20 protein-coding genes and 1 tRNA gene are annotated in these 25567 nt (G+C 53.6%); 11 read left to right on the top strand and 10 right to left on the bottom strand.

The window, feature by feature from the left end; genetic code table 11:
- The first annotated feature begins 2 nt into the window (after positions 1–2).
- Positions 3–317, top strand: coding sequence for a hypothetical protein (locus tag TURPA_RS12915; protein ID WP_014803751.1), 315 nt, complete (start codon positions 3–5; stop codon positions 315–317).
- On the opposite strand, the gene TURPA_RS21925 is transcribed toward TURPA_RS12915, so the two are convergent.
- The 6 genes from TURPA_RS21925 to TURPA_RS12885 all read right to left on the bottom strand — a co-directional run bounded on the left by TURPA_RS21925 (position 292) and on the right by TURPA_RS12885 (position 9275).
- On the bottom strand, positions 292–1512 hold the full coding sequence (locus TURPA_RS21925; RefSeq protein WP_053332190.1) for an SAM-dependent methyltransferase: 1221 nt from the start codon (positions 1510–1512) through the stop codon (positions 292–294). The two genes, TURPA_RS12915 and TURPA_RS21925, sit on opposite strands and share 26 nt — an antisense overlap.
- A 73-nt stretch (positions 1513–1585) precedes the next feature.
- Positions 1586–3076: an alginate export family protein gene (locus tag TURPA_RS12905; protein WP_157210492.1), complete on the bottom strand. Its 1491-nt coding sequence runs from the start codon at positions 3074–3076 to the stop codon at positions 1586–1588.
- 152 nt (positions 3077–3228) lie between these two features.
- Entirely contained in the window at positions 3229–4827 is a 1599-nt protein-coding gene (locus tag TURPA_RS12900; protein ID WP_014803748.1) for a SulP family inorganic anion transporter, read from the bottom strand.
- 20 nt (positions 4828–4847) lie between these two features.
- Entirely contained in the window at positions 4848–5399 is a 552-nt protein-coding gene (locus tag TURPA_RS12895) for a hypothetical protein (protein ID WP_157210491.1), read from the bottom strand.
- Positions 5400–5481: 82 nt separating this feature from the next.
- The gene (locus TURPA_RS12890) at positions 5482–6672 is read right to left on the bottom strand and encodes a proton-conducting transporter transmembrane domain-containing protein (RefSeq protein WP_014803746.1); all 1191 of its coding nucleotides are present in this window, start codon (positions 6670–6672) and stop codon (positions 5482–5484) included.
- Positions 6669–9275 carry a DUF2309 domain-containing protein gene (locus TURPA_RS12885; protein WP_157210490.1) on the bottom strand — a complete coding sequence of 869 codons (2607 nt, stop codon included), beginning with the start codon at positions 9273–9275 and terminating at the stop codon, positions 6669–6671. Before TURPA_RS12885 ends, TURPA_RS12890 begins: the two co-directional genes overlap by 4 nt.
- Before the next feature lie 527 nt (positions 9276–9802).
- On the opposite strand from TURPA_RS12885, the gene TURPA_RS21920 reads away from it, so the two are divergent.
- Positions 9803–11974, top strand: a complete 2172-nt coding sequence (locus TURPA_RS21920; RefSeq protein ID WP_014803744.1) for a SpoIIE family protein phosphatase — start codon at positions 9803–9805, stop codon at positions 11972–11974.
- A 3-nt stretch (positions 11975–11977) separates the two neighbouring features.
- Here TURPA_RS21920 and TURPA_RS12870 read toward each other — a convergent pair whose 3' ends face one another.
- Complete coding sequence (locus TURPA_RS12870) at positions 11978–12931, bottom strand: alpha/beta hydrolase family protein (protein ID WP_014803743.1); 954 nt, start codon at positions 12929–12931, stop codon at positions 11978–11980.
- Between the two features lie 107 nt (positions 12932–13038).
- On the opposite strand from TURPA_RS12870, the gene TURPA_RS12865 reads away from it, so the two are divergent.
- Positions 13039–14127 carry an MBL fold metallo-hydrolase gene (locus TURPA_RS12865; RefSeq protein ID WP_014803742.1) on the top strand — a complete coding sequence of 363 codons (1089 nt, stop codon included), beginning with the start codon at positions 13039–13041 and terminating at the stop codon, positions 14125–14127.
- The gene (locus TURPA_RS12860; RefSeq protein ID WP_014803741.1) at positions 14127–15314 is read left to right on the top strand and encodes a DUF8084 family protein; all 1188 of its coding nucleotides are present in this window, start codon (positions 14127–14129) and stop codon (positions 15312–15314) included. Before TURPA_RS12865 ends, TURPA_RS12860 begins: the two co-directional genes overlap by 1 nt.
- On the opposite strand, the gene nusB is transcribed toward TURPA_RS12860, so the two are convergent.
- The 3 genes from nusB to TURPA_RS12845 all read right to left on the bottom strand — a co-directional run bounded on the left by nusB (position 15292) and on the right by TURPA_RS12845 (position 16404).
- Positions 15292–15822 carry a transcription antitermination factor NusB gene (gene nusB / locus TURPA_RS12855; protein WP_014803740.1) on the bottom strand — a complete coding sequence of 177 codons (531 nt, stop codon included), beginning with the start codon at positions 15820–15822 and terminating at the stop codon, positions 15292–15294. The two genes, TURPA_RS12860 and nusB, sit on opposite strands and share 23 nt — an antisense overlap.
- A 2-nt stretch (positions 15823–15824) precedes the next feature.
- Positions 15825–16301 (bottom strand): 6,7-dimethyl-8-ribityllumazine synthase, encoded by a 477-nt coding sequence (gene ribH / locus TURPA_RS22580; protein ID WP_014803739.1) that lies wholly within the window; start codon positions 16299–16301, stop codon positions 15825–15827.
- A 30-nt stretch (positions 16302–16331) separates the two neighbouring features.
- A tRNA-Ala gene (locus tag TURPA_RS12845) sits at positions 16332–16404 on the bottom strand.
- Positions 16405–16518: 114 nt separating this feature from the next.
- Here TURPA_RS12845 and TURPA_RS12840 point away from each other — a divergent pair.
- From TURPA_RS12840 to TURPA_RS12810, 7 genes are all read left to right on the top strand, one after another.
- Positions 16519–17169 carry a hypothetical protein gene (locus TURPA_RS12840; protein ID WP_014803738.1) on the top strand — a complete coding sequence of 217 codons (651 nt, stop codon included), beginning with the start codon at positions 16519–16521 and terminating at the stop codon, positions 17167–17169.
- Positions 17166–17924, top strand: coding sequence for a FecR family protein (locus TURPA_RS12835; protein ID WP_014803737.1), 759 nt, complete (start codon positions 17166–17168; stop codon positions 17922–17924). Before TURPA_RS12840 ends, TURPA_RS12835 begins: the two co-directional genes overlap by 4 nt.
- A gap of 28 nt (positions 17925–17952) precedes the next feature.
- Positions 17953–19449 (top strand): alginate export family protein, encoded by a 1497-nt coding sequence (locus tag TURPA_RS12830; RefSeq protein WP_014803736.1) that lies wholly within the window; start codon positions 17953–17955, stop codon positions 19447–19449.
- 7 nt (positions 19450–19456) lie between these two features.
- Positions 19457–21109, top strand: a complete 1653-nt coding sequence (locus TURPA_RS12825) for a phytoene desaturase family protein (RefSeq protein ID WP_014803735.1) — start codon at positions 19457–19459, stop codon at positions 21107–21109.
- A 190-nt stretch (positions 21110–21299) separates the two neighbouring features.
- A complete protein-coding gene (gene whiG / locus TURPA_RS12820) occupies positions 21300–22091 on the top strand; it encodes an RNA polymerase sigma factor WhiG (protein WP_014803734.1) in 792 nt (263 codons plus the stop codon).
- 46 nt (positions 22092–22137) lie between these two features.
- The gene (locus TURPA_RS12815) at positions 22138–22959 is read left to right on the top strand and encodes a ribosomal RNA small subunit methyltransferase A (RefSeq protein ID WP_014803733.1); all 822 of its coding nucleotides are present in this window, start codon (positions 22138–22140) and stop codon (positions 22957–22959) included.
- 89 nt (positions 22960–23048) lie between these two features.
- Positions 23049–25538: a cyclic nucleotide-binding domain-containing protein gene (locus TURPA_RS12810; protein ID WP_014803732.1), complete on the top strand. Its 2490-nt coding sequence runs from the start codon at positions 23049–23051 to the stop codon at positions 25536–25538.
- Positions 25539–25567: the final 29 nt, after the last annotated feature.

The raw sequence follows: 25567 nt of genomic DNA, 5'->3' as shown, positions 1-25567 counted from the left end.
CGATGGCGCGCGTCACCGGAATTCGGCTGGGCGGCGCTAGACGCGAGGCCCATGAACTTTTGCGCAGCGAATGGGATTATATTCTGTACCAGACCGGCTTTGGGCTCGTGCTTTCGACGCTCTGCGGCAGCGTGGCACTTTACGATATCTGCATTTTACTCACGGACGACGAGAGCTTGCGCTTTCAAAATGAAGGCGAAGTCTTTCTAAAAGACCTTGCTAAACGCGTGCGCGAAGACCATGCATTCGTTGCCGAACGCCGGTTGGCAAACGCGCTTCAATGGGAATACGCTAATCAGCAATCGCCTCTGCGCTGAGGCGACTTCCCGCTGCTCTGTTTAGCGCCATGGCCGGCGCGCGCGTCGGCCTGATATTCAGCGTCTCAGCGCTAAGTGTCAGCGCGGCGCCCGAGAGCTCGGGTGCCGTCGTCCACAGGGTGACCGAAGCGCCGCGAATTTTTCCTGAAACAGGGTATTGTTTTCCATTGAGTGTGATATCCCCATAAACATTCTGAAAACGCTGCTTCAGTTTCAGCACGATGGCTTTGTCGCTGCTGCCGCTCTGGTACGTGCCCGAAAAGTTTTCAGGCATCACCCAGAAATAGACAACGCGTTTACCCTCTGAAACATATTTGAAAGTTTCGGGCAGCCAGTCGCCCATGTGCCAGTTGTGCGAGACAATGCGCGTGCCGGGCTTTAGCTCGCGAAAAAGTTTTGGTCTCAGGCGGCGGTTTACCTTGATATTGAGGTAGAGCGTGACGATTGACGCCTCAGAAATATCCATGTCGAAGAGGTTCTTGTTGACGAGCGTAACCTTGCCCTCGAGTTTTTTCTGCTTCACCACACGCTCACCGGCGGCGATGCGCATCGGGTCGATGTCGGCGCCGATACCGCGCACGCCAAATTTTTCGGCGGCTGTAATCAGAATGCGGCCGTCACCGCAGCCCAGATCGTAGACAACGTCACCCGGTTTAGGCTTCGTATAGTCAAACATCTGCTCCATCACCTCGGGTTGCGTTGGCCCCCAGATGACGTCGAGCTTCAGCCGGCCTGCCTTTTTCAGATAGGCATAGAGAGATTCTTCTTTACTGAAATAAAGCCACACGCGCTCATTACCCGGGGCTCCGCTCAGCGAAAGAATCACTTTGAGATAAGAGGCTGCGTCGTCGTGCGTGTACCTGCCCTTGTAGTCACCACGGCCGGTCTCTAAAAAAGAAAGAGCATCGCCCTTGCCCGAATGCAGCGTAAAACCCTGCGGCGCCGCTTCAAGTCGCCAGCCGCCTGTTTCACGCAAGAAATCCGCATTACCACCCCATTCAGTCGCCAGTTCTTGCCCACCGTCGAATTTATTCGCCTCGACATCGAGGTGAAAGTATTGATAAGGCCGGCTTTCAGAAAGCACCCAGAACTCACGATTCGCCTGCGCCACCGTCTTGCCTTTGGTCTCGCTCTTGCAGGCCCCCAGAGACATGAGGATTGCAGAAAGTAATGAAAGCGTGGCACGATTTCGCATACAGATTCAACGCGCGCGCCCGATACCGTGAAAAGGAGAATTACCCGCCGGCGATGAACCGGCGGCTAAGCAACTATATCAAGCCGGTTATCTGAATGAAACTCATGAACGCGTCGGCTTTGAAATCTGCGCCGCGTGCGAGGCGCACGGCATCGCCCGCGTGCAGGTAGCCGATACCTACCCAGAGCGAAACGTAGGCGCTGAACTGCTTCAGGTAGACCAGATCGAGCTCTTGAAAGACATTGCGCCCGAGCGCTACGGCACCCGTATTCGCAGCGTCTTCAGTCGAGACCCGCGCCGCTGAGTTTGTCGTCGCCGACGAATTCGCGGCGCCGCTGATCGCGTACCATGCATCTTGCGTGGTCGCCTTATTTTCGTAGAGATAGGTGAGAATAAATTCTCCCAAGAGTTTGTTCTCATAAGAGACTGAAACCGCGGGCGCGAATATATTCTTCATGCCCATATTCTCTGATATGCCGTTGAACACATTCAAATAGGGAAAGCCGCCAAAGCGCGGGCCAGGCAACGTCTGGAACGTGTCGAGTGACCCCGATGTGCGGTCGGTGGTGCCCGGCGAATAGTAGACGTGAGCACCAACGCGCATCTCATCGAGCACCTTATAGCCGGTCTGTGCGAAGAAAAATTTGCCTTTGTACGTTCGTGAATTCGAAACGACGTTGCCGGCAGTATTCGTGAAATAGACGTCAGGTGCATTGCCTGCCTGAAAGGCCGCCTCGAGTGTGATATCCCACTTGCTGCCAACAGGCAACTTGTTCGCGGCGGTTCGGTTGGTGACGCGTGCGCCAAATGTATAGAGGTTCGATTGTTGCTGCGACGAAGAGAGAGCCGTTGTACCCACGATACTTTCGGGTGACAGATGCCTGAACAGCCCGAGGCCATAGACGTCGACGACTACCATGCCCGGCTTCAGGGTATTGTAAAACCCGGCGAGGTAAGAATCGTCGTAAACCGATGTCTCGCTTGTGATACCATTTGTTCCGCTATCTTTTGAGGTACCCCGCACGAGAATCGCATCGCTGGCAAAATAGCGGGTGTCGAGTTTGACGACGAGACCATCAAAAGAGAGCCCCGTGACATTCCAGTTCGCTCCGCCGAGCATACGCTGGTCGCCATAAGCCAGCACCTGGCGGCCGACCTGTACACCGAGCCCGGTGACGCCGATGTTTGTGTAGCGTAGCCAGGCTTCGCGCACACTCGTCTCGGCGCGTGAATTGGCGTTGTCACCATTGGCAAAATAGACACCGCGGTCGTCGTACGAACTCGCATTGCCCGATTTTACGCCGGCTTCGCCGCCCCACACCCGGCTGTCCTGCAGGGTTATTTTCATTTCGACGTCGGTTGCCGGGTTCAGAAAGAACCATATCTGCGAATTCTGCGTAATGCGGTTAATCTTTTCTGGGTTTGGCGCGCTGAAGTTCAGGTTGTCACGAATTTCAGAACGCGGGCGCATATAGAACCCCATACGCAGCACACGGTTTATCCACAACTGCTGGTTTTTGCTCACCGCAACTGCCAGGCCCGGTTCAAGCAGCATTGTGCGCATCGTGTCGGCAGGCAAACCGCGCTCAACGTACGGACTGACAAAGCCTGTTTCAGCCTTTTGCTTTGGCGCTTCTGTGGCAGTTTGAGAAAAAAGTGCGGTTGCTGAGCAGCAGATTGCTGCGCAGCCGGTGCTTAAGCCTTTGACACGCACGGCTACGCCCTTCTCGCCGCAGCGGGGTGGCTCGAATACGGCTTTAAGAGATCGATGTTGCGCATCTCGAGCTGTTTACCGGCAGCCTGTTTACCATGCACCAGATCGACGAGTGCTGCCATCGAAGTGTGGTCTATGTATTCGACCCCGGCAAAATCGATCGCGACCGATTTGGTTTTTGTGTAGGCGCGCACCGAATCTGTCAACGAAAGCAGGTTGGTAAAAATGAGCGAACCACGCGGCACCAAAAGGACCTGATTTTCCGTTTCTTTGACTTCAAATTGCAGGCGAAAAAGTTCTTTGAACTTTACTCCACGAATGATCAGTACAAAAAGCTTCATCGCAAGGCCGGCGCCGATGCCTGCGAGCAGGTCGACGAGCAGAGTCACAAGCAGAGTCGTGAGAAAGATGACCAATTGCTCGATGCCAGCGTCGAACGCATGCCTGAATTCAGAAGGTCGCGCGAGACGAAAACCGACGATAATCAGAATGCCTGCGAGCGCAGCGTTCGGTATAAGGTGAATGATTCCGGGAATCATAAACAGAAAGACAGCCAGAAAAAGCCCATGAAAGAAATTTGACCATTGTGTTTTGGCGCCATTCGCCACATTGGCCGACGAACGCACAATTTCGGCAATTATCGGCAGGCCACCGATGAACCCGAGCAGCATGTTGCCCACACCGTTAGCGACAATCTCTTTGTTGAGGTTGGTCGCCCGCTTATCGAGATCGAGTTTGTCAACGGCGTTGGCGCTGAGCAAAGACTCGAGGCTGGCGACAAAATAGATGGCAAATATCACGAGCAGCGACTTACCGGAAAAAATTACTGAGAAGTCGGGACGCGGCAAGGCATCAATAATCGAAGCAGGCAAGGTCACCAGATAGTTTTCACCAAGCACAAAGTCTTTGCCCATGAAAAAGTAATGGTGCGTGTGCCGCAAGTCAAACCAGACTCCGATGAGGGCGGCGAGAACGACCGCAACGAGGGGCGCCGGAACCTTTTTCAGAATTTTTGATTTGCTGACCATAAAGACGATCATGACGACAAGCGCGGCGAAGCCAATCATAGCGATTTCAGGGTTCATCAGCGATACGCTTTGCGGCACTTCGGCGAAAAGGCCCAAAGGCGATTTTGCGGCGGGCGTGACGCCGAGCGCGATGTGCACCTGCTTCGAGATAATAATCACACCAATTGCCGCGAGCATACCGTGTATCACGTTCACGGGAAAGAGCGCTGCGTAGCGCGCAAATTTCAAAAGGCCGGTAATGATCTGCAGCGCGCCAGCGATGGTCATTGCCGCGAGAAAACGTTGAAATCCTGCTTTGGCATCGCCATCGCCCAATGAGTCGATGCCGTGCTGCACAATAACAATGAGCCCCGCGGCCGGGCCATGAATCGCAACATTCGCGCCTGAAAGCCGCGAGACGACGAGCCCACCGACGATGGCAGAGATCAGACCCGAAACGGCAGGCGAAAGCGAGCCGTTGCCGATCGATGCCCCCGCGATGCCTATGCAGAGCGGTAGCGCAATCAACGAAAGCACAAAACCTGACGTGAGGTCAGATTTCCAGAATTTTTTGAGATCGATGAATGGTTTCATAAGATAGCTCCTGTTGATGATTATTTTGCGAACGCAAGCTTGACGTAGCTGCGCATGAGCGCGAGGGCATTGAGTACAAACGCGCTGCCGATAAAAAAGGTTTCATAGGCAAACTTTTCTGCGCCGAAATGCAAAAGCAGGTCGTCGCCGAAAAACGTCGGGCTCAGCGTGAAACCCGTCATCCAGAGAATGCCCGTAAAATGCACCGTGATAGCGTACGGGTGAAGGTCAGCTGTGCCCGCATATTCAGTCGTCTGCAATTCACGCGGTACGTACATGAGCGCACCGCGCGCCAGTAAGTACCCGATCGCCACCCCGCCGAAATAGACAGAGCTGTACCGGGCGTTTTCGGGACTCAGCAGCATCGCCGAGACGCCCTTCAGCACAGCCGAGAGTGCCGTCAGCCACAAGACCCTGGCTGCATCTGTTTTCTGCCCGAGCGCCGCAAAGGCGACGAAAAGGGCAAGCAGCCCCATGACGATCGCATTGTAGACGTAAACCTCGTGCCCCAGCACGCTGCCTGAGACAATGAGCACGGCGACCATCGCGGCTGAGAGCAGAAGCAATACCATTGGCGAAAAAACTGCAGCAGCTCGGCGGGCGGCCTGCTTCGTGAGACGCCAGAAAGCTGCCATCAGCTGTTCGGCATAACCTTCAGAAAATGAAACAGCAAAGTACCAGTATTTGAACTTTGGTCCCAGTAGCCGAAACCAGAGCGTTGAAAAAACCCTGGCTCGTCATCTCGCCTTCTGATTGCTGCCTCAGGTACATCACCATCACTGAAGGCGAGGCGAGTAATTGATAGCAGCGCAGTACCGCGTTGCCGAGAAAATGCAGCATCGCGACTTGTTTAAACCCCAGCGCGAGTTCAACAAACATGAGACCGACCTGAGCAACTGAAGCATAACCAATCTGTGCCTTGACGTTTGACTGCGTCTTGAATGACACACTTGCCACCACGGCAGTTAAAAGCCCAATAGCCCCGACAAGCCAGGGTATAAAGTCGATCGCACGCCACAGCGGAAAAAGCCGAATCAACAGATAGACACCGGCGTGAATCGACAGAGCCCCATAAAAAATCGCGCTCGAAGGCGTCGGGCCTTCCATCGCGCGCGGCACCCAGAAAGAAAACGGATACTGCGCAGATTTACCCATTGCCGCGAGCACGGTCAAGAGACCAATCGCAGTGAAGAACTGCGGGTTGAGACTCACGAAGACTGCATCGATGGGCTGGTCATGGTACTGCAAAAAGAAATATTCGCTGCCGAGTTTGTGAAACAGCCAGGCCCCCATAAAAAGACCGACGTCGCAGACGCGGTAGATTGCATAAGTGCGCAGGCTATTTCGGCCCGGCTGCAATCGCACTCTGTAGAAGCCAATGAGTAAAAACGATGAAATGCCCACGATTTCCCAGCCGGCAAAGAGCATGTCGATCGTCGCGGCCATCGCAACCGCCGAAATGCCGCTGATGAAAAGAAAGAGGGTCGCAAAGAACCTCAGATAACCCGCCTCGCGGTGCATGTAACGGCGCGAGAACATGAGCACGAGCCCTGTGAGCACACCAATTAACACCTGAAAGGCCACCGAATAGTTGTCGATCAGGAGCATAAAATTGAAACGATAGTCGCCGATTTTCAGCAGGTGGCCGCAGTCGAGCTCTACCGCCTTGAGGCCGCTCTGCAGGTAAAGCCCCAGGAGCGACACAGTCAACCCGCCATTGATGACGTTCGCTGCCAGTACGATGCGCGAAACAAAGCGTTCACTGCGCCAGGGCGAAGCCACGAGCAACACCATCGCGACCAGCGGATATGCAACCAATGCCGATGAAACAAACTGCAGCGTCATGTCGCCCTGCCCTTTGCGATTGCTCCCGGCACGAGGTTTCGTCTCTGGCCCTTGAAAGCGGCGAACGAATCGGCATACTCGGGCACGGCAGCAGCGGGCAACACAATCGCCCGCAGCGCACCCCGGGTATACCAATAGTACTCACGCGCTGCGCTGTCGTACACGCAAAGTTTTACCCAGTCTTTTTGTATCCAGCCGGCAACGGAGAGATTCGAGGCGAGAACCCGTTCGACGATTTCGCGTGATTGTTCGATAATGATCAGAAGCCTGAACGGGTCGTGAATTTCGATCATCTGCTCAGGCAAACCCGAACGCAGGTCACCATCGACTCCGTTGCCGACGCCAATGAGCCCGAAAATGTTGTGCGGTAGCTTTGAACCCGCCCCATAAACAGAGTTGTCAAGCAGCGAAAAATAATACGCGAGGTTGATACCTGCGCAAACCGGAACAAACGGCGTCAGAATCTGGCTGAGAATTTCACCGCCCGGGTCGCTGTGCGGGTTGTACGAATTGAAGAACGTACGCCGGTCGAGAAAAAGATTCTCTGTCAGCGAACGCGGCGCGACAATACCCACAGAATTGGTCGCGTGCGTGTATTCAGGCCGCGGTTCAAACAACATCTCTGATCTCGCGATACATTCTTTTTGGGCGGATTCAGCGCTCTTCTGAAACGGCACATCTTCAAACCTGCGGCTGCGCTCGAGTGCTGTATTCTTCAGCGCCGTCGCAAAATTCTTTTTCAGATCTGAGAGTGCTGCAGTGTGCGTTGCGGGTATCTGATTCTCGTCGAGAAACAGAATCTCGTCCCGGGTCGTGTCGTGCAGAGCTCCGACAAAGTGTGTACCCTCAGGTATCGCTAGCCCCTCTGCGGCGAGAATCTGCCTCACGTCGGTGCGGTTTGCCATGAGAGCAAAGACACGTGCATTGGCAAGACCTGGGCGCCCCGAACAGGCACCGCAGTCATAGGCCGCAAAAAACGGATTGTTGGCGCTGCTCGAGCCATGGCCGACGATTGCGACGAGTGGCGCAAAATTCTGCCTGAGGCCAATCTGCGTTAGAACGCGCCCGACCCTCTCGGCCATCTCAGTTACCGTATAACCTTCAAAATAGCCGTCCTCAGCCTCAGCATTTTCGGGGCGTTCGTAGTGCAGCTCAGTTGCCTCTGCATGCGCTGCGAATGAATCAACCGTCGCAAAAGACCTTGAGGGAAAATGCACCGATAACCCAAGCCTGAACAGCGAAAGCAAGCCAAAAAACAGCGAAATGACCGACCCCAAGAGCACGTTGTTGCCGTGGCGGTGCCAGAAGTTCATCTCGAGTCGGCTCAGGTAAACTTTGCGTTTGCCGCGGTAGATTCCGCGCACACGATATTTCGGTGTCACCGGAACCGGACACTGTTTGATCGCAATAGCGTCAAACGGCCCCTGATAAACCATGTCGATACCAAAGAACCCCGGAGCTCCGAAGGTTTCGATCTTCTGATTTACTTCTTCAAGGTGACGGCGAATCGATTCTTCGCGGTCGTCGATACAAAAGATGGCCTGAAAATCGGCGGTGCCTGCGCGCGCAGACCTTGCACGCGGGTGTGCCGCATTCGTATCGATCGCAGCGAGCACAGCGAAATAGTGCGTCATTTCAGCTGCGTCATGCCATAGCCGACAGAGTTTTTCAGCCCGGCTCTCGTCGGGCGCACTGCCTGAGAAAAATTCTGCATGGCTATTGGCCGGTGCAAAACTCGCAGCAACGTAACCTTTGCGAATCAATGCATCGCTGAGTAGCGCGAGATAGAGTGCCACATACTGTTCGAGCGTGATGCGACGCGGGTAGTTGAGATAAGCGGGCCGCGCTTCGATCTGCGCAATGACACCCGACCAACCCCGCGCTGCCATCAGAATCTCAAGTACAAAGGTCTTCGTATCGGCCCCGCGCGGCAGCAGAGCCTTCACGGCCGACTCGACGAGCATTTGCGGTGATTCATTCTGTATGCGTTCGGCAACATAACGGCTAACCCCTGATGGGCGCAGCACCGAGAATTGCTGCCGCATCGCCTGCCAGAAATCGTCGTGGTGCAATGAAAGATTGACTGCTGCGATACCCTGGTCGAGAAAATTACCGATCAGGCGAAACAATACGGGATGAACGTCTTCTTCAAGAACTGTGTGGGTGCTCTGCGCCATGCCGTGCAGGTAGCCGGCGCTGCGAAATCCACCCCGGCGCACATCATCGTGGACCATTTCATTCAGCATCGCCGCCTTAAGACCAGACTCTGCCTCATCTTCGCCTGCGACCACAAAGTCGATCGCGGCCTCTGAGATTTCACCCTGATGATACGATCTGCGATATTCAGAAATCGATCGGTACTCGCGCGCGCCGTAAAGTGATGAAGCGCGCCGCAGTGCTTCGTGAAAAGTGAGGCCTTCGCTGCGAAATACGCCAATAATATTATCGGCTATAAAATCTTTAATCGGCCCCTGCTGCGGCAGATACCGCCTTAGTTCTTGCAATATTTCCGATACGCTTTGATTCGCTTGCGTGTCTGGCTGAGTATGGTTCATGTATCCCCCTTTGCGCGTGAGCGCAGGGCCGGTCAGAAAATCGTGCAAGCTGGTTGCGCGCGTTGAATCAGTTTGAGGTTCTGGCCGGCCGCACCTTTGGTGCCTGAAAATCGGTTACAGATGAAGGGCTGGGGGCGCCCGGGGATTCGCAGTATTTGTGACAAGATTTTGATGACGATGGTGCGTTTCGCGCAGGCTGCACGAACGCGCTGCAATAAACTGCGGCGGCCTGCCTGCAAAACCAGGCGTGACCGACGCCCCGAAAACTTCTGCGCGGCTCGATTCGGCTGACTCGGTCAGCGCTTCGTCGAGACAACTCAGCGCAGTCGCCGACTGATCAGCATGGAGCGATAGGGTATTTTCACGGACAAATGTCGAGGTGGCGATTTCAAGGTCGCCCAGAAAAACCAATGCAGCAACCGCGGCGGCAGAAAGCGAAATTATTTTGCGCACCCGGTACACTGGTTGCAAGATACCAACTCGACGCCCGGCTGGCAAACTAATTTCACTCGCTGCTGCCTGAATTCGACTGGTTTTCCCCTTTACCACGTAGTCGCGGCTGCAAATCGTGTGCCATGTCTAACCTGGTCCGGACTTTGTTCCGCTGGATCGCCTACTTCTCATCGTACGGAATCGCCGTCGCCACATCTGCCGCCATCAGCTCGATACTGGCCATCTCATTCGGGCTCTATTATGCGCGCGCGACGAATTTTCCCATGAGCGAACTCATGCTCTGGACCATAGCGGGCGGCGCTGCCGTCGCCTGGGTGGGTCACTCAGTGCAATTTGGTATTCTCAATAAAGTTGGATTTCCAGGTTTCACGCGACCGGTGCTGGCAGTAAATCGCTTTATCACTGCCGAACCGAATCTGCAGATCAGGCCCGATCTGAAAGAAGGCGAATACCACGAGCTTTTGCGCGCGCTCACTATAATTCCGCTGACCAATGCCTTCACCGCCGTGCTTTCGGTTCAGGTGATTTTCGTCGCCATTCTCGTAGCGGCCGAACTTTCGGTTAAATTCGAAACCTACCACTACGTTCAGGGTGTCATTATGGACATCATGTTTTCCTTTATACACGGCGGTTTTTGCCTCGTAATCGGTGAAATTGCGACCGGCTCGATGCGCGCAGAATGTAAGCGCATCATGTCTGAGAAGAAGATACCCTTTACTGACCGCGCCGTCACGACTGTACGTCTGAAACTTGCCTTCTTTATCACGCTCTTTCTGATCACTATCTACGTCGCTGCAACCCTCGTCTATTACAACCGCGACAACCTGCAGGCGATACTTGTGTTCGTTTTTATGGCGACAGTCGCAGCCATTCTGATGGCCTATATGATCTTTTACCTGATCTACAGCGCGCTCAAAGATATCGAAGGCGCAATGGACGATCTCAAGAGCGGCGGCTCAGGCCTCATTTTCACCAAGTCGATCGACAGCGAATTCGTTAAGGTGGCGACCGGCATCTCTGATGCGGCCCGCACGATAAAAGACTATCAGGCAAATCTCGAACAAAAAATTGAAGAGCGTACCGCCGAACTGCAAGAGAGCCTGGGCAACGTGCGCGCACTCAAGGGGCAGCAAGACGGTGATTACTTTTTGACATCCCTCTTGCTTAAACCTCTGACCGGCAACTACGCAAATAACCGCCAGATAAAGGTCAGTATCTTTATTCGCCAGAAAAAAAGTTTTGAGTTCAAGACAAAAACAAATGAAATCGGTGGTGACATTTGCCTCGCACACAGCATTCGCCTGCGCGGGCGCGACTATACGCTGTTTCTGAACGGCGACGCGATGGGTAAATCAATGCAAGGCGCCGGCGGGTCGCTTGTGCTCGGCGCCGTGATGCAGTCGATCATCGAGCGCACGAAACTTTCACCGAAAGAGCAGGTACTTTATCCCGAACGCTGGCTCAAGGCAGTTTTTCTCGAATTGCAGAAGACGTTTGAGAGTTTCGACGGTTCGATGCTGATATCCGTCATTATGGGGCTCGTCGATGAGAAAAGTGGCTTTGTCTATTTTATCAACGCCGAACACCCGTGGTCGGCAATCTTGCGCAGCGGCAAGGCGTTCTTTATCGAGAATGACCTGACGCTGCGCAAACTCGGCACGCTTGGCGTCAATATGGGTATCAAGGTGCAAACCTATGAGATGAAACCCGGCGATGCTTTTGTCATCGGTTCAGACGGTCGTGACGATCTGGTACTCGGCACAGGTGAAGACGGTAACCGCATTATCAACGAAGACGAGAGTCTGTTTCTGCGCCTGCTCGAAGAAGGCCGCGGCGACCTCGAAGCTGTCTACCAGGCATGCAAGAACAAAGGTGAGATCACAGATGATTTCTCACTGATTTCACTCACCTACCAGCCCGAAAAAGAGACCGCCGAAGCCCGGGTAGGCACCAGGCAGACCATCAGCAGGGCACGGCAGCTTGTTGCAGAAAAACAATACGAAGCGGCTAAGCAACATCTCAAAGAAGTTTACGAGGCGACGCGTGACAATCTGCACGTGGCGAGGGCTTTGGCGCACATCTGTTACAAAACCGGTGACCTGAAAGATGCGGCAGGCTACTTTGAGAGTTATAGCGAAGAGAACCCCGGTGATACTCAGGCAATAGAGCTATTGGGTTCGATTCTCATAAAACTCGGTGAAACCGACAAAGCGGCCGACGTACTGACGCGGCTCAAGATTCGCAATCCGCGCGACGAAAAAATCGCGGCGCTGCTAGCGAAGATCTATAAGTAAAGATCAGAGATCTATCCACTTCAGAATTTCGGGTAGAATTTCTGAGGCGAGCGCATCTGACGCGACCATCATGCCGTGGTCAAAATCTTTGCCGTGCCGGTTCATTTTGCCGGGCAGCATGAACCTGAAATCGGGCGATGTCTTGCGCTCGTCGCCGATGGTTTTCGCGTAGAACTTGTAGACTGTTTCAGAAGGCGCGACATTGTCGATCTTGCCAGCCAGAAAGAAGATGCGCACGCCCTTACCCTGAAGCTGCACCGTTTCGAGCGTATCGCGCCACACAGGTTTACCCGACGCATCGAACAGGTTTTTGCGCGAGGCGACGAGCTTTGCCGGCAGAGAAGCGAAGAATCGCTTGCAGAACTCTGCGGCACAGAGGTTGCCCTCTGCGCCGTCTTGCAGCGAGCCGAGGCGTTTGGTAAAAGACCCAGGATAATTATAGTCAAAGCCAGTGCCGAGAAAGAAGGCAGATTTAACGAGCATGCCCGAAATCGTCGCATTGCGCGGCGCGTCGTGCAGGTAGTGCGCGATCGCCTGACCACCGAGCGAAACACCCGCCATTACCCATGATTCATCGGTAGAATTTTTGCGAATCGCGGTCGTCACCTGGGGCAAGATGTCGCGGCCAAATTTCTCAAGCTGCGTCTGCGCCGGTATGCGCACGAGCCACACAGTGACCCCACGCGCGTTGAACCACGGAATTATCGAGGCAGTGCCCGAGTTGTAAAGCGCCTCGTCTGCGACGAGCACAGGCGAAACCAGCACGAGCGAGAATGCCGGCCCTGCGAGGGCACTGTACGTGCGCGGGAACATCGACACAGTGTAGGTGCCACCGGCTGCATCGACGGTGAAATCTCGCTGGTTTTCCCGCTCTGCATAGTTAGTCGAGCTGACCGACTGGCAGCGGGCGGCAAAAAGCGCACAGAGCGCCAGAACCAGAACGGGAAAAATCCTCATTGCGTACGCCACTCAAGTCTTTGCCGCCCGTAAACCATAAATGAACGTTCGTTCGCTCTTAGCTTTTTTGTTTGCAGGCACTGCTGCGATTCATCCCTCGACCTGACGTGCGCAGCCTAACCGCCAAGCCCGCAGAAATTCTGCAGGTCACCGACCAGATATACCGCATAACTCTGAGCCAACCGTTTTATGCGCCGAATCAGGTTTACCTTATTCGCGACGAGACGACAATGCTGATCGACTCGGGTTATGTCGAGTCGATTGGGTCGCTCGCTCTGGCGCTGAAGCAGCTGGGGCTCAGCATGCGCGAGGTAGATGTCATACTCTACACGCATCCGCATATCGACCATATCACCGCGGGACTTTTATGGGGCACCTATGCGCGGCGCACGCAGAAATGGGGTCACCACACGATGGCGCGCGATATACCCGATTACCCCGACTTTATCGATGTTTGGCAGGCAGACACCTCGCGCATATTAACGCTTGCCTTTCGCGACAAGCAGGCGCGGCAAACGCGCATTCGCAAGGCCAACGACCGCTGGGCGAGGTTTGTCAGAAGATTTGCCGAGGCACAGGATGTGCCGGGGGTCGGGCGCGACACGGATGTCAGCAGCGCGACCCAGAAGGTGACTAAACAGGGCGATCGAGCTGTAAAGCTCGATCGCCTCTTGAAAGAAGGCGATGAATTCTCTACCGGAAAACTCCGGTTTCGCATTCTCGAAACACCGGGCCACAACACCTGGCATATTACCCCACTCGAGGTGAGCCAGGGCTTTGCGTTCACCGGCGACCTGCTGATTGGCAATATTCCCGCGATCTACGACAAGCTCGATGGCAACCTTGAACTTTTTCAGCAGAGTCTTCTGAAACTTCTCGAAGAACGCAAACAGATGCCGGCGATGCGTTTTTTGCCCGCGCATGGCGACGAAATTCTGCAACCCGAGCGCGCGATCAAGATTGTGCTGAAGACGATAGGCATTCTCGAAAACGGCCTGCTCAAAAAACTTGTCGAAGGGCGTAAAGACCTGGTCGATCTCATGGAATCGGCGTTCGGCGCGCATATCGAGGGCGGCAACCACTTCATCACGGCGCTAGAGCTGCTCGAGGCGCTGCTCAGAAAACTGATGCGCGAAGGCCGTGTCGGCTCGCAGTTGTACCCCGACGGCTACGAAGAATTCTACCTCAAGCACTGATGCAAGATACGTCGACTGTTCAGCCCTTGCGCAAGGGTTTTATCGATATTCCCGCAAGCATTGTACTCTCGGCCGAGGGTATTCGCGTCTTGTCTGGATCAAAAACGGCGATTCAGCGCGTGCCGGCCCGCGGCGGGGCAAATAAAGAGGGATTATTATCGCAGGCGTTTAACGCCGCCACGGTACAGAAACTCATCATGAATTCGTATATCGATGAGCTCTATTATTCATCGACGGAGTTTTTGACCAAACGGCCGCAGATTATCAGCACAACGAATCTCATCATCTACGCGATGCTTTACAAGATGCTGTCGCCGACGCTGGCCAAGCGGGTGATCGAATCACCGGTTCTCAGAGAACACAACCGGCGCAACCCGAAGGCGGCGATTCTCGATTTCAAGTCGATTCCGCAGAAGCTGATGGACGATTTTATGGCAAAGAACCAGGCCGTACTCGCGCGCATCGAGCACGAGATGATCGATGCGGTTCTCAGCCGCATTTCAGCAGATACCAAACTTCCCGAAGAGGATAAGATCGTGCGCATGCGCAGTCTCGAAAAATTTGTGCGCTGGGTCGATAAGCGCATCTGGTATCTATATCTGATTATCTATCAGACACCGCTCAGGGCCGAGATCGAAAAAGCCTATGTCGATCTCTTCTTTCAATATCTCGACAACACGCAGATCGCCACGCACACCGGTAATCTCGTTATGGAATTTATACAAAACGCCGAGAAGGCTCATTTCGAAAGAATCATTGTCAAGAATCACCTCGCCCCGCGTGACAAGATCGATGCATACCTGCGCAACAAGCTCAACCGGGAACAGGTAGTGAAGATAGCGGCGCAGAATAAACAGCTGCTCGAAGTCACCTGGCAGTTTCAGACCGACCGCATTAACGCCGGCAAGGCGCACAACGTGAAGATTATTCTTTCGAACTACGGTCTCATCACTGATTCGACGCGCGAGGGTCTGGCGCGAAAGATGAAGACCGACACCTCGGGAATCGCGCTCGCAGATTTTTACGAAGATTCAGGCAGCGGCGACAAACTCGGCGCGGGTCTTGGGCTACTTTACAATTCGTATCTTGAAGACACCTGTCGGGAAAAAGGCATTCGCTATTTCTGCACGATTTTTCCCGAGCCACGGCTCGAAAAAACAACCGTCACGCTCGATCTGACTTTTTAGCCACAGCCGGCACGCGAATGCGAATCTTTTTTGCCGGTTGTAACGGCGCGATTTTCTTGCGTACCGCCTGCGCCTCAGGAAATTTTTCACGATAGACGTCGTCGAGAACACCGTTGACGAAGGCAACTGCCTGGCCTTCGTCGTATTGTTTGGCCAGTAAGATGCATTCATCGATGACGACGGCCGCGTCGGCTTCATTCGCCATATACAACAGCTGCGCGACGCCGGTGCGCAATATTGCACGACTGACGCCTGAAATGCGTGAGAAGTCCCAGTTGACGAGGCGGTCAGAGATCATCGTATCGATTTCGGCGAGGTGATCGAGAGCCGCGCCGATGATGGCGCGCGCGTATTCGCGTTCTTCTTCAGGCACCTCGTAGTCTATCCATGAGAACGAGTTCAGATCAGAGGCAGTCAGCGACTCTGTTTTACGCGTGTCTAACTGGAAAAGCGCCTGCATTGCGAGAATGCGGGCCTTGTGGCGCTTTTGCCGCTGCGTCTTCGCCATGGTTACAGAGGCTCCGCGAAGGCGTTCAAGAGCTCGACCAGCGACCTTGCCGCTTCGGCGCCCTTGTTCGTCGCGTCGTTCTCGGCGCGCGCGCGGGCCTGCGTGAAGTTCTCGACGGTCAGCACTGCGTTCATGACGGGTTTTTTGAAATCGAGCCCGACACGCATGAGCCCCGAAGCGCTCTCATTGGCGACAATATCGTAATGACCTGTTTCGCCGCGCACCACACAGCCGCACGCAACGACCGCATCGGCCTGCCCTGCCGATAGTATGCGCGCCGCGGCATATGGCAGCTCCCAAGCCCCGGGCACAAAAATCTGCAAAATGCCGGCTTTAGGCACCCCGAGTTCGGCCAATTGCTGGGCAGCCGCCCGGCCCAGAGAACGGGTGATATCTTCATTAAAGAGTGCAATGATAACGGCGACGCGAAGGTCGGGGTTTTTGAGGGGGGTGGAGTAATAACGGTCAGAAGCCTGCATTTTCTGTTTCTTCTTTAACTTCTCTGTTTTTGGAGGTTAGGGGAGTTGAACCCCTGACCTTCACAATGCCATTGTGACGCTCTCCCAACTGAGCTAAACCCCCGAAATATGTATGAACCGTTGCGGGGCCAAGCCCCGCAACGGTTTATACTTTTAAGACATGCCGTCAATCAGCTCAAAGTCCTTGACAGGCGCAAAAGTGTGTCTGTAATGAGACATGTTCCTGAGATTTCTGGCAATTCTGCTGGCTGTGGCTTTTGGTTCGGCGCTGGTCGCTGCGAAGCCGAGAAAACGCGCCAAGAAGCCTGCAGCCACCGCGGCCAAAGTTGAAAAAACCGAAACGAAACCGCAACCCGCAAAGGCAGAAGCCGATGACGAAGAAGCCGACGAAAAGGGCGAAAAAGACGAGCCTGAGGTCACTGCAAAAAAAGCAGAACCTATAAACACGGGCGACGAAATGGAAGCCTACCGTCAGGTACAAAACCGCAAGGTAGTCATTGTACAAGATCTGGCAGACCTGCTGCTGATGTACGAAGGTGAGTTTGGCAAATTCAAAAGTCCCGACAAGCGCCTGCAGCGGGCGCGTGAACTCGATTATATCACCTCTGGTTACGAAGCAACTGACGAGCTGACGCTTGGGTTGCTCGCGCACGCCCTGGTGAAAAAATATAACGCAGAAAGGGGCTGGCTCAACTGGCTCACCGGGTGGGAACGCTACGCCCTGCGCGATGCGCAAGAAGCGGGAATCATTCCGCAACGATCGGCGCCCAGCCACAGGCTTTCAGGCGAGCAATTATTCGCAATCATGACAGACGCAGAAGATTACGCGACCAAACGCAGCGAATGGGAAAAAGGAGATCAAAAATGAAGAATACACGAGCACTCGCAGGTTTATTTGCCTTCGCAGGCCTCATCGCGACCGATTCGCTCGCAGCGAAAGTCGTCGCAAAATTCGAGTCGATCACCGGCGCGGTACAGTACCGTGAGAAAGGCGGCAAATGGCAGAACGCAAAAATTGGATCACCGCTGAACGACAACACAGAGCTGCAAACCGGCCCCACCGGCAAGGCTTCGCTGATTTTCCCTAACGGTACGAAAGTGGTGCTGAAACCGGGTACGCTGGCGAGCCTCGACCAGTATACTACGGGCTCTTACGGCACGCAGACAAACATGAGCCTTCGGGTCGGCAGAATGAACGCCGACATCGCCAAGGTCAACGACGCGAATGTGCGCAATCACTTTCGTGTGCGAACGCCGACAGTCGTTGCGGGTGTGCGCGGCTCGAATGCAGATGTCTCGAATGGCACTTCAACGAATATTCGCATGAATGAGCACAGCATGGATGTTAGGAACGTTGCTGGGCAACAGATTCGAGTCCCTGAAGGTGGCGGATCACAGATTACTGGTAACAAAATGCTTCGAGCGGATCAACTTGAATCGCGGGAAAATACGGTGACCATGACGTCACAAGAGTCGTCAAGCGGCGCAGAGGCTGAAATGGCTTTTTTCGCAGGCGATAATTTGTTCTCGAGTAATCCGTCTGATTTTACAGATTTCATGGATTTCCTAGAATTTCTGGATTTCCTTAACGCAATCGATTCTGTAACATTTGAAAAGCTTTGACTTTCCTGCGATTTTACTGAAAATATCTATGAAACAAATTCTGAAGGCGGCCGTGACCGCTGCACTTTTCGCATTTACGACTCAAAATTTGGTGTTTGCCAATGATGAGCCAGAAGAAGAAAAATTTGTGCCCCTCGCGGAACTGAAGCCGCTCGAAAAGTTAGAGGGATTTAAGAATCGGCATACATTCCAGTATGGCATAAGTGCCTCGAATGCCTACATTAACAAGAAAGAGGACTGGGTCGACCAAAACAAAACAAATTTTATAAAGGATCAGCGCAACGGTCTATTCATCGGCAACTACCGACCCTATTTGAGATATACGTTTGAAGAGCAACATACATTTAATCTCAGGGGACGTTTTGAGTATAGAAATAACCCAAGTATTCCGAATGAGGACAGAGGGAAAAATGGTCAAGTAGTCAGTAATGGCGGCTATAGCGTTGAAATGCTTAATGCGGAATTGGATTTTGACAAGCACAAAGTCACTGTTGGCCGAGCATTCTACCGTATGGGCCGAGGTCTTTTGTTTGCGAATTTTGCGGACGGAGCCGAATATACGGGTAATTTTAGATTTCTGCAGGTTAAGTTACTAGCGGCTTATTCCGGCGAATATGCGGGTTGTACAATATCGATAGCCGGTTGCCGCACAAACGCAGATGCACCAATAAAATCAGCTGCAACTTTTGATATTGTTCCAGGTCGGCCAATCGACGCCGTCGTGCCTGCAATGGGCCGACGATACTTCGTTGGTGCAGAAATTCAATCGGCGCAGGTGTATGGTTCGAACGTGTATCTATTAGGTCTATATTCACGGGACATGAATAGAGATGCCGCAACAGCAAAGGATATAGCCGGCAAGATCTATTCCTTTGACCCGTATTACATGGGAGCGGGCTTACAGGGATACATTGGTACACCTCGTATTCGTTACTTGGCCGAGGGTATCGTGCAGAAGGGAAACACATACAATGCTAACAATGTTCAGGTGCCAGTGGATGCCTGGGCCTTTACCGCTGATCTAAACTTTTCGGCGGTAATACTCCAGATAATTAAGCCCGTATTTTCGCTCCAATACGGCTATGCAAGCGGTCGAGATTCTTCTAAGCCCGAACCCGGAAGTGCCGCTCAGTCGGGGAGTAGCAGTGTCGACAATAATTTCTACGCGTTTGGCGTCTATTCTGCCGGCCTTGCTCTTCAACCACGGTTAAACAACCTGCATATTGCCAGGGTGGGTATTCAATTTAAACCACTCTACCATTTCTATTGGGGGCGCAACCTCATGACATCTATCAAGTATTCCATCTATCAGAAAGGGAATGTAAATTACGGCATCTCGGATAACGATGCAACCCTCGCCTCGCGAGATATCGGGCGCGCGGTTGACGTACAAGTCGTTTATGACTTTCGCACCGACCTGAAGCTTTTTTACGCTTACGGTTACTTTACGCCCGGCAGCGCCTACAAAGAAGTTGATGCGAAAAACATTCACTCGCACATCGTGAGCTTAAACTTTCTCTTCTGAGGTTCCATTGGCCGAACCCCAGAGAGCCAGCGAGCCAGCGCAAGACCACTACGATTCCATCTTCATCGGCTCTGGAATCGGCACGTTGCTCGCGGCATCACTGCTCGCGCGTTACCGCGGTGAACGGGTACTGATTCTTGAGAAGCACTTCACTGCCGGCGGGTTCACGCACACCTTCAAGCGCAAGAATAAATTTATGTGGGATGTCGGCATCCACTACATCGGCGACCTCGAAGAGGGGTCGATGCTGCGCAAGCTTTTCGATCTCATGTCGGGTGGCCTGCTCAAATGGCAGAAAATGCCGCCGCTTTTTGAAAAGTTTGTGTATCCCGACCAGACGTTCAGGGTTTACGACGACATCAAACGTTACGAAGCCGATTTGGCAGAACTATTTCCCGCCGAGGCGGCGAATATTCGCCAATACTTCGAAGATATTCGCAAGGTGAATGCCTGGTTTGGCCGCCACATTTCGATTCGCGGCCGGGCGGCGTTCACCGAAAACTACGAGCAACAGTTCGCTGAGAAAGAAGGTTACAACCCGCGCCTCTCGACTAAGGCATACCTTGACCATCGTTTCAGCGATGAGAAACTGAAGGCAATTGTCGTTTCGCAATGGGGCAACTATGGCCTGCCGCCGGCCCAGAGCTCTTTCATGATTCACGCTGCCGTGGTGCAGCATTACTTTGGTGGTGGATATTACCCTCTCGGCGGGTCGCATGCAATTTTCGACTGCGTTGAACCCATCGTCGAATCGGCAGGGGGTAAGACGCTGACTTCGCACGCCGTGCAGGAAATTATTATCGAGAACGGCAAGGCAGTTGGGGTCAGGGTGCAGGCGCTGCGCGAAGCCGGCGAGCCCATCAAGACATTTTATGCGAAGAAAATAATCTCCGATGCAGGCGCGTACAACACCTATATCCGCCTGCTCTCTCACGAAGAGATACCCTTCAGGGAAAAGCTGCAGAAATTTTACCAGACCCACCCCGTTGTGAGCAACGTCACGCTCTATCTCGGGCTTAAGGGTGACCCGCGCCATCTCGGATTCGGCGGCGAAAACCACTGGATCTACCGCTCTTACGATCACGACGCGAATTTCAATTCGTCAGCAAGTTGGATTCAGCAAGGCGAGGCTGCCGGCGCTTACTTATCGTTTCCGTCGCTTAAGAATGCAGAAGCCAAATCGCACACTGCTGAGATTATTGCCTTCACAGACTACTCGTTTTTTGAGCGCTGGCGAGAGCAACCGTGGAAAAAGCGCGACGAAGAATATAAGAAACTGAAAGAGCAGATATCAGATTCGCTCGTTGCATTTGTCGACAGCCACTACCCCGGCTTTGCCGACATGATAGAATTCAGAGAGCTTTCAACCCCGATCACGACAGAACACTTTGCTTCTCACCCACGCGGCAGCATTTATGGTGTCGCCTGCGTGCCCGAACGTTTTGTATCGACCGAGGCTCCGTGGTGTAACCCGGTGAGCCCGTTTGAGAATTTGTATCTGACAGGCGCCGACGTGTCGTCGCCCGGTGTCGCCGGCGCTATGATGGGGGCCGTGGCCGCGCTGACCCAAATGCCCGGCGGCTTTAAACTGTTGGATTTAATGCGCATGGATGCGCCTAAGTCCGCACCCGCCAAGGATGGCGTCGGTGGTGCGGACTAATGCGCATGGACGCGCCCAAGTCCGCACCCGCCAAGGATGGCGTCGGTGGTGCGGACTAATGCGCATGGACGCGCCTAAGTCCGCAGCTGCCATGGAAGGCACCTCAGCTGCGGAGTGATGCGCACAGATATGCTTTGATTCAAATGAAAACACTTGACGTAGGCGTCCCAACCGAATTGAGGGTGACATAATGCCCATTGATCCCAAGAAGTACGACGAAACCGATGAGCAGACTCTTTGGGAAGAGTACAAGAAGGGCCGCGAGCCCAAGCTGCGCGAGTATTTCATAAAAAAGTACGCTCCGCTCGTGAAATATGTAGCGGGCAAGGTGGCAGTGGGCATGCCGCACAACGTCGAATTTGACGATCTGGTCAGCTATGGCACGTTCGGCCTGCTCGACGCCATTGAAAAATATGACCCCTCAAAAGAAGTAAAGTTCAAAACCTATGCGATGACCCGGGTTCGCGGCGGCATTTTTGACGAGCTGAGAAATGTCGACTGGATACCCCGTTCGATTCGACAGAAGGCAAAGCAGGTTGAGAAGATTATTCTCGAGCTCGAGAACCGTATGGGCCGCACCGCAGAAGACGAAGAAATTGCGCATGAACTCGACATCGACATCGACGAGTTTCACGAGCTGATGTCGAAGATTTCGGGCACTTCGCTGATTTCACTGAACGACGTCTGGCACGGCAACGACGAGAACGAAGAGATGGTTTTCGTCGACACGCTCGAATCACCTGAAGCCCTGAACCCTGATACCATCGTCGAACGCGAAGAAATCAAAAACATGATCGTCGAGTGCATCAAGAAGCTGCCCGACCGCGAGAAAAAAGTTATTGTTCTCTACTATTACGAAGACCTCACTCTCAAAGAAATAGGCGAAGTGCTCGAAGTCACCGAATCGCGGGTTTCACAGCTGCACACGAAGGCGATTATGCGCCTGCGCGGCCGTCTGTCGCAGATGAAGAGCCTGATGTGATGTATTCAGATTCGGATGCGGAGCATCCGAATCTGAATACAAAAAAATGATTCATCCGTCGAAGATCATCAAAGAGCTGGGTATTGCACCGCTCAAGAAGCTCGGGCAGAACTTTCAGGTTGATGTGCATGCGGTTGAGAATGTCGCGGCTTTTATAGACCCTGCAGCGCGGGTGCTCGAAATTGGTCCCGGCCTCGGCGCGTGGACAGAGGTTTTTCTGCAGCGCGGGCATGAGATGGTGCTGGTCGAAAAAGACCGAACTCTGGCACGGCGACTGCGTGAAGTTTACGCAACCAACACGAAAGTGCAGGTAATCGAGGGTGACTTTCTCGAACAGCAGATCGACGCCGAACCGTTTGCGGCGTGTAATGCAGCCATAGGCAACCTGCCCTTTTATGTAACTGCCGATTTGTTGCTGAAGATTATCTGCGACGCGCAGCAGATTCACCAGGCCCTCTTTGGCATACAATACGAAGTTGCAGAAAGGCTCGCTGCCCGCGGCGGCTCTTCACTCGCCATCGCGCTCGCGTGCCAGGGTGAAATCAGCATCGCAGGCAAGATCGGTCGCAACAGTTTTTTCCCCGTGCCTAACGTCGATGCTGCGATTATTCGATTTGAGCGCAGGGCCAATATAGCCCGCCCCCATTTGCGTACTCTGCTCAAAGCCGCTTTCTGGGGTAAACGTAAGCCGCTGCGTTCGGCTTTGGCCAAGAATCCGTTTTTCGCCGAAGATGCTGCGGCCACCGGCTGGCCCGCGCGGTTGGCCGCAATACCCGAGCGCCTTCAACCTCTGATGGCGCAGCGCGCCGACGACCTGACTGCGGCAGAATTCTGCGAACTCTACGATTTTCTGAATGCCGGCAAATAATCTGAATCTGCCACTGGGAGCAGCCGCTTCATGCCCGGGCAGCGAATACTTGACATGGTGCGGGGTATTTCACACTTGTGGAGATTCCGATGCAGACTATCGCTGAGCGCAGCGGCGCTAATCAACAGATTCCCGCGGGACAAACCATTGCGGCCAAGGGTCAGGTTGTCAAATCGCTCGTTATATTGCAGAAGGGTCAGGCAACGGTCAATAGCGTTGAAACCGGGCCGGTTGGCCAGACCATTCTGCGGCCCCTTTACACGGTCAATGCGCCGGCGGTTCTCGGTGGCGCGTCGCTTTTTTCGCAGGCACGCAGCAACCTGCAGATTGTGACGTCGGCAACCTGCGAAATCAGCGTTTACCCGAGTAACAAAGAATACCTGCTCAAGCTCATCGCGGCAAAGCCCAATATCGGGGTTTTGGCGCTGAAATCAGTCTACAAAGATCTCACCGATCTCGAAACCAAACTGGATCAGGCTGAACATGTTCGAAACCAACTTGAGGCCTATGAGCTCGGCTTTTCCATTTCGCTGAGCGCGCTTTTACCCGAAAAATTTCAAACTGAAGCCAAGGCAGACGGGGCCTTTACAGACCCGCTGCTCCCGGTCGCAAAGCGGCAGCTTGCAGATTTTTCTGAACGCGGCGGCAAAATCATCAAGCCGCTCAATATCAATTTTTTGCGCTCGGCCAAAAACCAGATTGAAGACGTGGACGAAAAACGTTTTGACTCATTGCCGACGCAACTGATACGCCGACTATTGAACCTGCCACCCGATGCTCTTAGCGTCATCGCCACCCGCGACGCGCAGCTCTTGCACACTGCTGCCGAGTCGCTGACCGAACTCATCACTGCCACATCGCGCGAAGTTGAACGCAGCCTTGCGGCGATGCAGCAATTTTTGCAGCGTATGCTTGTGGGTGACTATTCATGGCTTGCCAAATTTTCGTTGCAGGGCGAATTGATGGAGTCGAACACAAACAGCGCCGCACGCGAAGACATACTCGCGGCATGCGCATTCTTCAATGAGGGTTTCGCCGCGATGCGCGACAAGCTGCTGAGCTTCGCCGAAATTGCTTACCCACCATATTCACAGGCAGCACTGCAGAAAATACAAAAAGCTGCAAGTGAGCCAGCGGCCGCGAAACCGGCACCTGTAGCCGCCGGCTCAGTGGCGGCAGCAGGTTCAGGCGCAGACCTCAGCGAATTTCAGGGTTCACTCGACAAGATTCTGCAATGGAGCGAGACCCCCGCAGACAAAGTGGCGCAGTTTAAAAAGGACTGGGACACCCTCAAGAAGTTTAAAAATCCTCTCGATGCGTCTGACGACGACGTGCGTAAGTTGCGCCGGCGTGTGAACCTTCAGTATTGGGATGTTTTCGAGCGCGCAATTCTCAAGTACCTGAAAAAACGCGGCGATCTGCCGAAATACATGAGGCTCTTTTTCGATTACGGCTTCATGGATGAAACACAACTCGACGCCGAACACATAACCACGCTCGCGACGGCGAGCTATGGCAAAGGTGACGCCTGGCTGCCGATCTATACGATTACCGAATGGCTGGCGGCCATCTATGACCGCAAAGTTTCAACGAGTATCAGCGAGATGGGGCTTACCTTTTTTGAAACGCTGAGGCAAGACCCGGCGAACCGGGATAAAAAATGGCGCAAAGAAGCTGACCTGCCACCCGAGGTGAATTCACCTGAAGCCAGGGTGAAATTTGAAATCAAAGAGATGCTGCAGATGAACTGCCGCCTCTGCTCGGGCAACATTTCGAGCCACCTGAATATTCTCACCCGGCACCAGATTACGCAGTCGCTCGCGAAAGTCATCATAACCAAAGATACCGTGGTCGAAGAAGTGAAAAAGATTATCCAGACAGATTTTGGTGCCTTTCACCGCGAAGTTCTTTACACGAATGAGGCGATGAATATTCAGCGTGAGTTCATTCAGGTACAGATCACCCCGAATATTGTGCTCGTGCCTTCGATTGGTACAGTCATTCAGTTTTGGCAAGACCGCGAGGGCAACGACCGCATGTCGCGGGGCCGCCTGATCGGGCCGATCATGGCAACTGCCGACCTGCACATGATGCTGCTCAGAGCCATCGGCACGTACCGTTGGGAAATGTGCAAGACCACGATGGGCCCCGACTGGAACAATATTTCCGTTTCTTCGCTGACGGCCGACTACACCGACTACGTGCAGTTCTTTTACAAGAGCAAAGAACTTTCAGAAGAGATAAAAGAAAAGCTTGCCGAAGACATGAAACGATTTCGTGACGACAGGGCCCGCTTCGTGAATGACTACACGGTTTATATGCGCTTTGAATCAGAAGGTTCGCAGCGCATGAACCGGGTTTCGCGCAAAATTTTTACCAAACATGTGCCTTTTTCGAAAGAGATTCGCGAACGGCTGCTTAAACTGCCGAGCTATACCGATGTCGTGCAGAAATCGATCAATATTCGTAAGAAAAAAGCGAATGATCTGACGCCGCGCTACACGAAATACGAGCGCGAGAACAAGACGCTGCCGAAAGAGCTGATCGAAACACGCAAGTTTTACAACATGGAATACTGACGCCCGGCGTCGCAGGCACGATCATACCG

The sequence above is a fragment of the Turneriella parva DSM 21527 genome, from assembly GCF_000266885.1.
In the GTDB taxonomy this organism is placed as follows: domain Bacteria; phylum Spirochaetota; class Leptospiria; order Turneriellales; family Turneriellaceae; genus Turneriella; species Turneriella parva.
This window is presented reverse-complemented; position numbering and strand designations above follow the sequence as displayed.

Coding starts and splice junctions, on each gene's coding strand:
- TURPA_RS12810 (WP_014803732.1), top strand. CDS start 23,049: ATGCAGACTATCGCTGAGCGCAGCGGCGCTAATCAACAGATTCCCGCG.
- TURPA_RS12890 (WP_014803746.1), bottom strand. CDS start 6,672: ATGACGCTGCAGTTTGTTTCATCGGCATTGGTTGCATATCCGCTGGTC.
- TURPA_RS12835 (WP_014803737.1), top strand. CDS start 17,166: ATGAAGAATACACGAGCACTCGCAGGTTTATTTGCCTTCGCAGGCCTC.
- TURPA_RS12900 (WP_014803748.1), bottom strand. CDS start 4,827: ATGAAACCATTCATCGATCTCAAAAAATTCTGGAAATCTGACCTCACG.
- ribH (WP_014803739.1), bottom strand. CDS start 16,301: ATGCAGGCTTCTGACCGTTATTACTCCACCCCCCTCAAAAACCCCGAC.
- TURPA_RS12905 (WP_157210492.1), bottom strand. CDS start 3,076: ATGCGCACAATGCTGCTTGAACCGGGCCTGGCAGTTGCGGTGAGCAAA.
- TURPA_RS21925 (WP_053332190.1), bottom strand. CDS start 1,512: ATGCGAAATCGTGCCACGCTTTCATTACTTTCTGCAATCCTCATGTCT.
- whiG (WP_014803734.1), top strand. CDS start 21,300: ATGCCCATTGATCCCAAGAAGTACGACGAAACCGATGAGCAGACTCTT.
- nusB (WP_014803740.1), bottom strand. CDS start 15,822: ATGGCGAAGACGCAGCGGCAAAAGCGCCACAAGGCCCGCATTCTCGCA.
- TURPA_RS12915 (WP_014803751.1), top strand. CDS start 3: ATGGCGCGCGTCACCGGAATTCGGCTGGGCGGCGCTAGACGCGAGGCC.
- TURPA_RS12860 (WP_014803741.1), top strand. CDS start 14,127: ATGCAAGATACGTCGACTGTTCAGCCCTTGCGCAAGGGTTTTATCGAT.
- TURPA_RS12815 (WP_014803733.1), top strand. CDS start 22,138: ATGATTCATCCGTCGAAGATCATCAAAGAGCTGGGTATTGCACCGCTC.
- TURPA_RS12830 (WP_014803736.1), top strand. CDS start 17,953: ATGAAACAAATTCTGAAGGCGGCCGTGACCGCTGCACTTTTCGCATTT.
- TURPA_RS12895 (WP_157210491.1), bottom strand. CDS start 5,399: ATGGTATTGCTTCTGCTCTCAGCCGCGATGGTCGCCGTGCTCATTGTC.
- TURPA_RS21920 (WP_014803744.1), top strand. CDS start 9,803: ATGTCTAACCTGGTCCGGACTTTGTTCCGCTGGATCGCCTACTTCTCA.
- TURPA_RS12840 (WP_014803738.1), top strand. CDS start 16,519: ATGTTCCTGAGATTTCTGGCAATTCTGCTGGCTGTGGCTTTTGGTTCG.
- TURPA_RS12870 (WP_014803743.1), bottom strand. CDS start 12,931: ATGAGGATTTTTCCCGTTCTGGTTCTGGCGCTCTGTGCGCTTTTTGCC.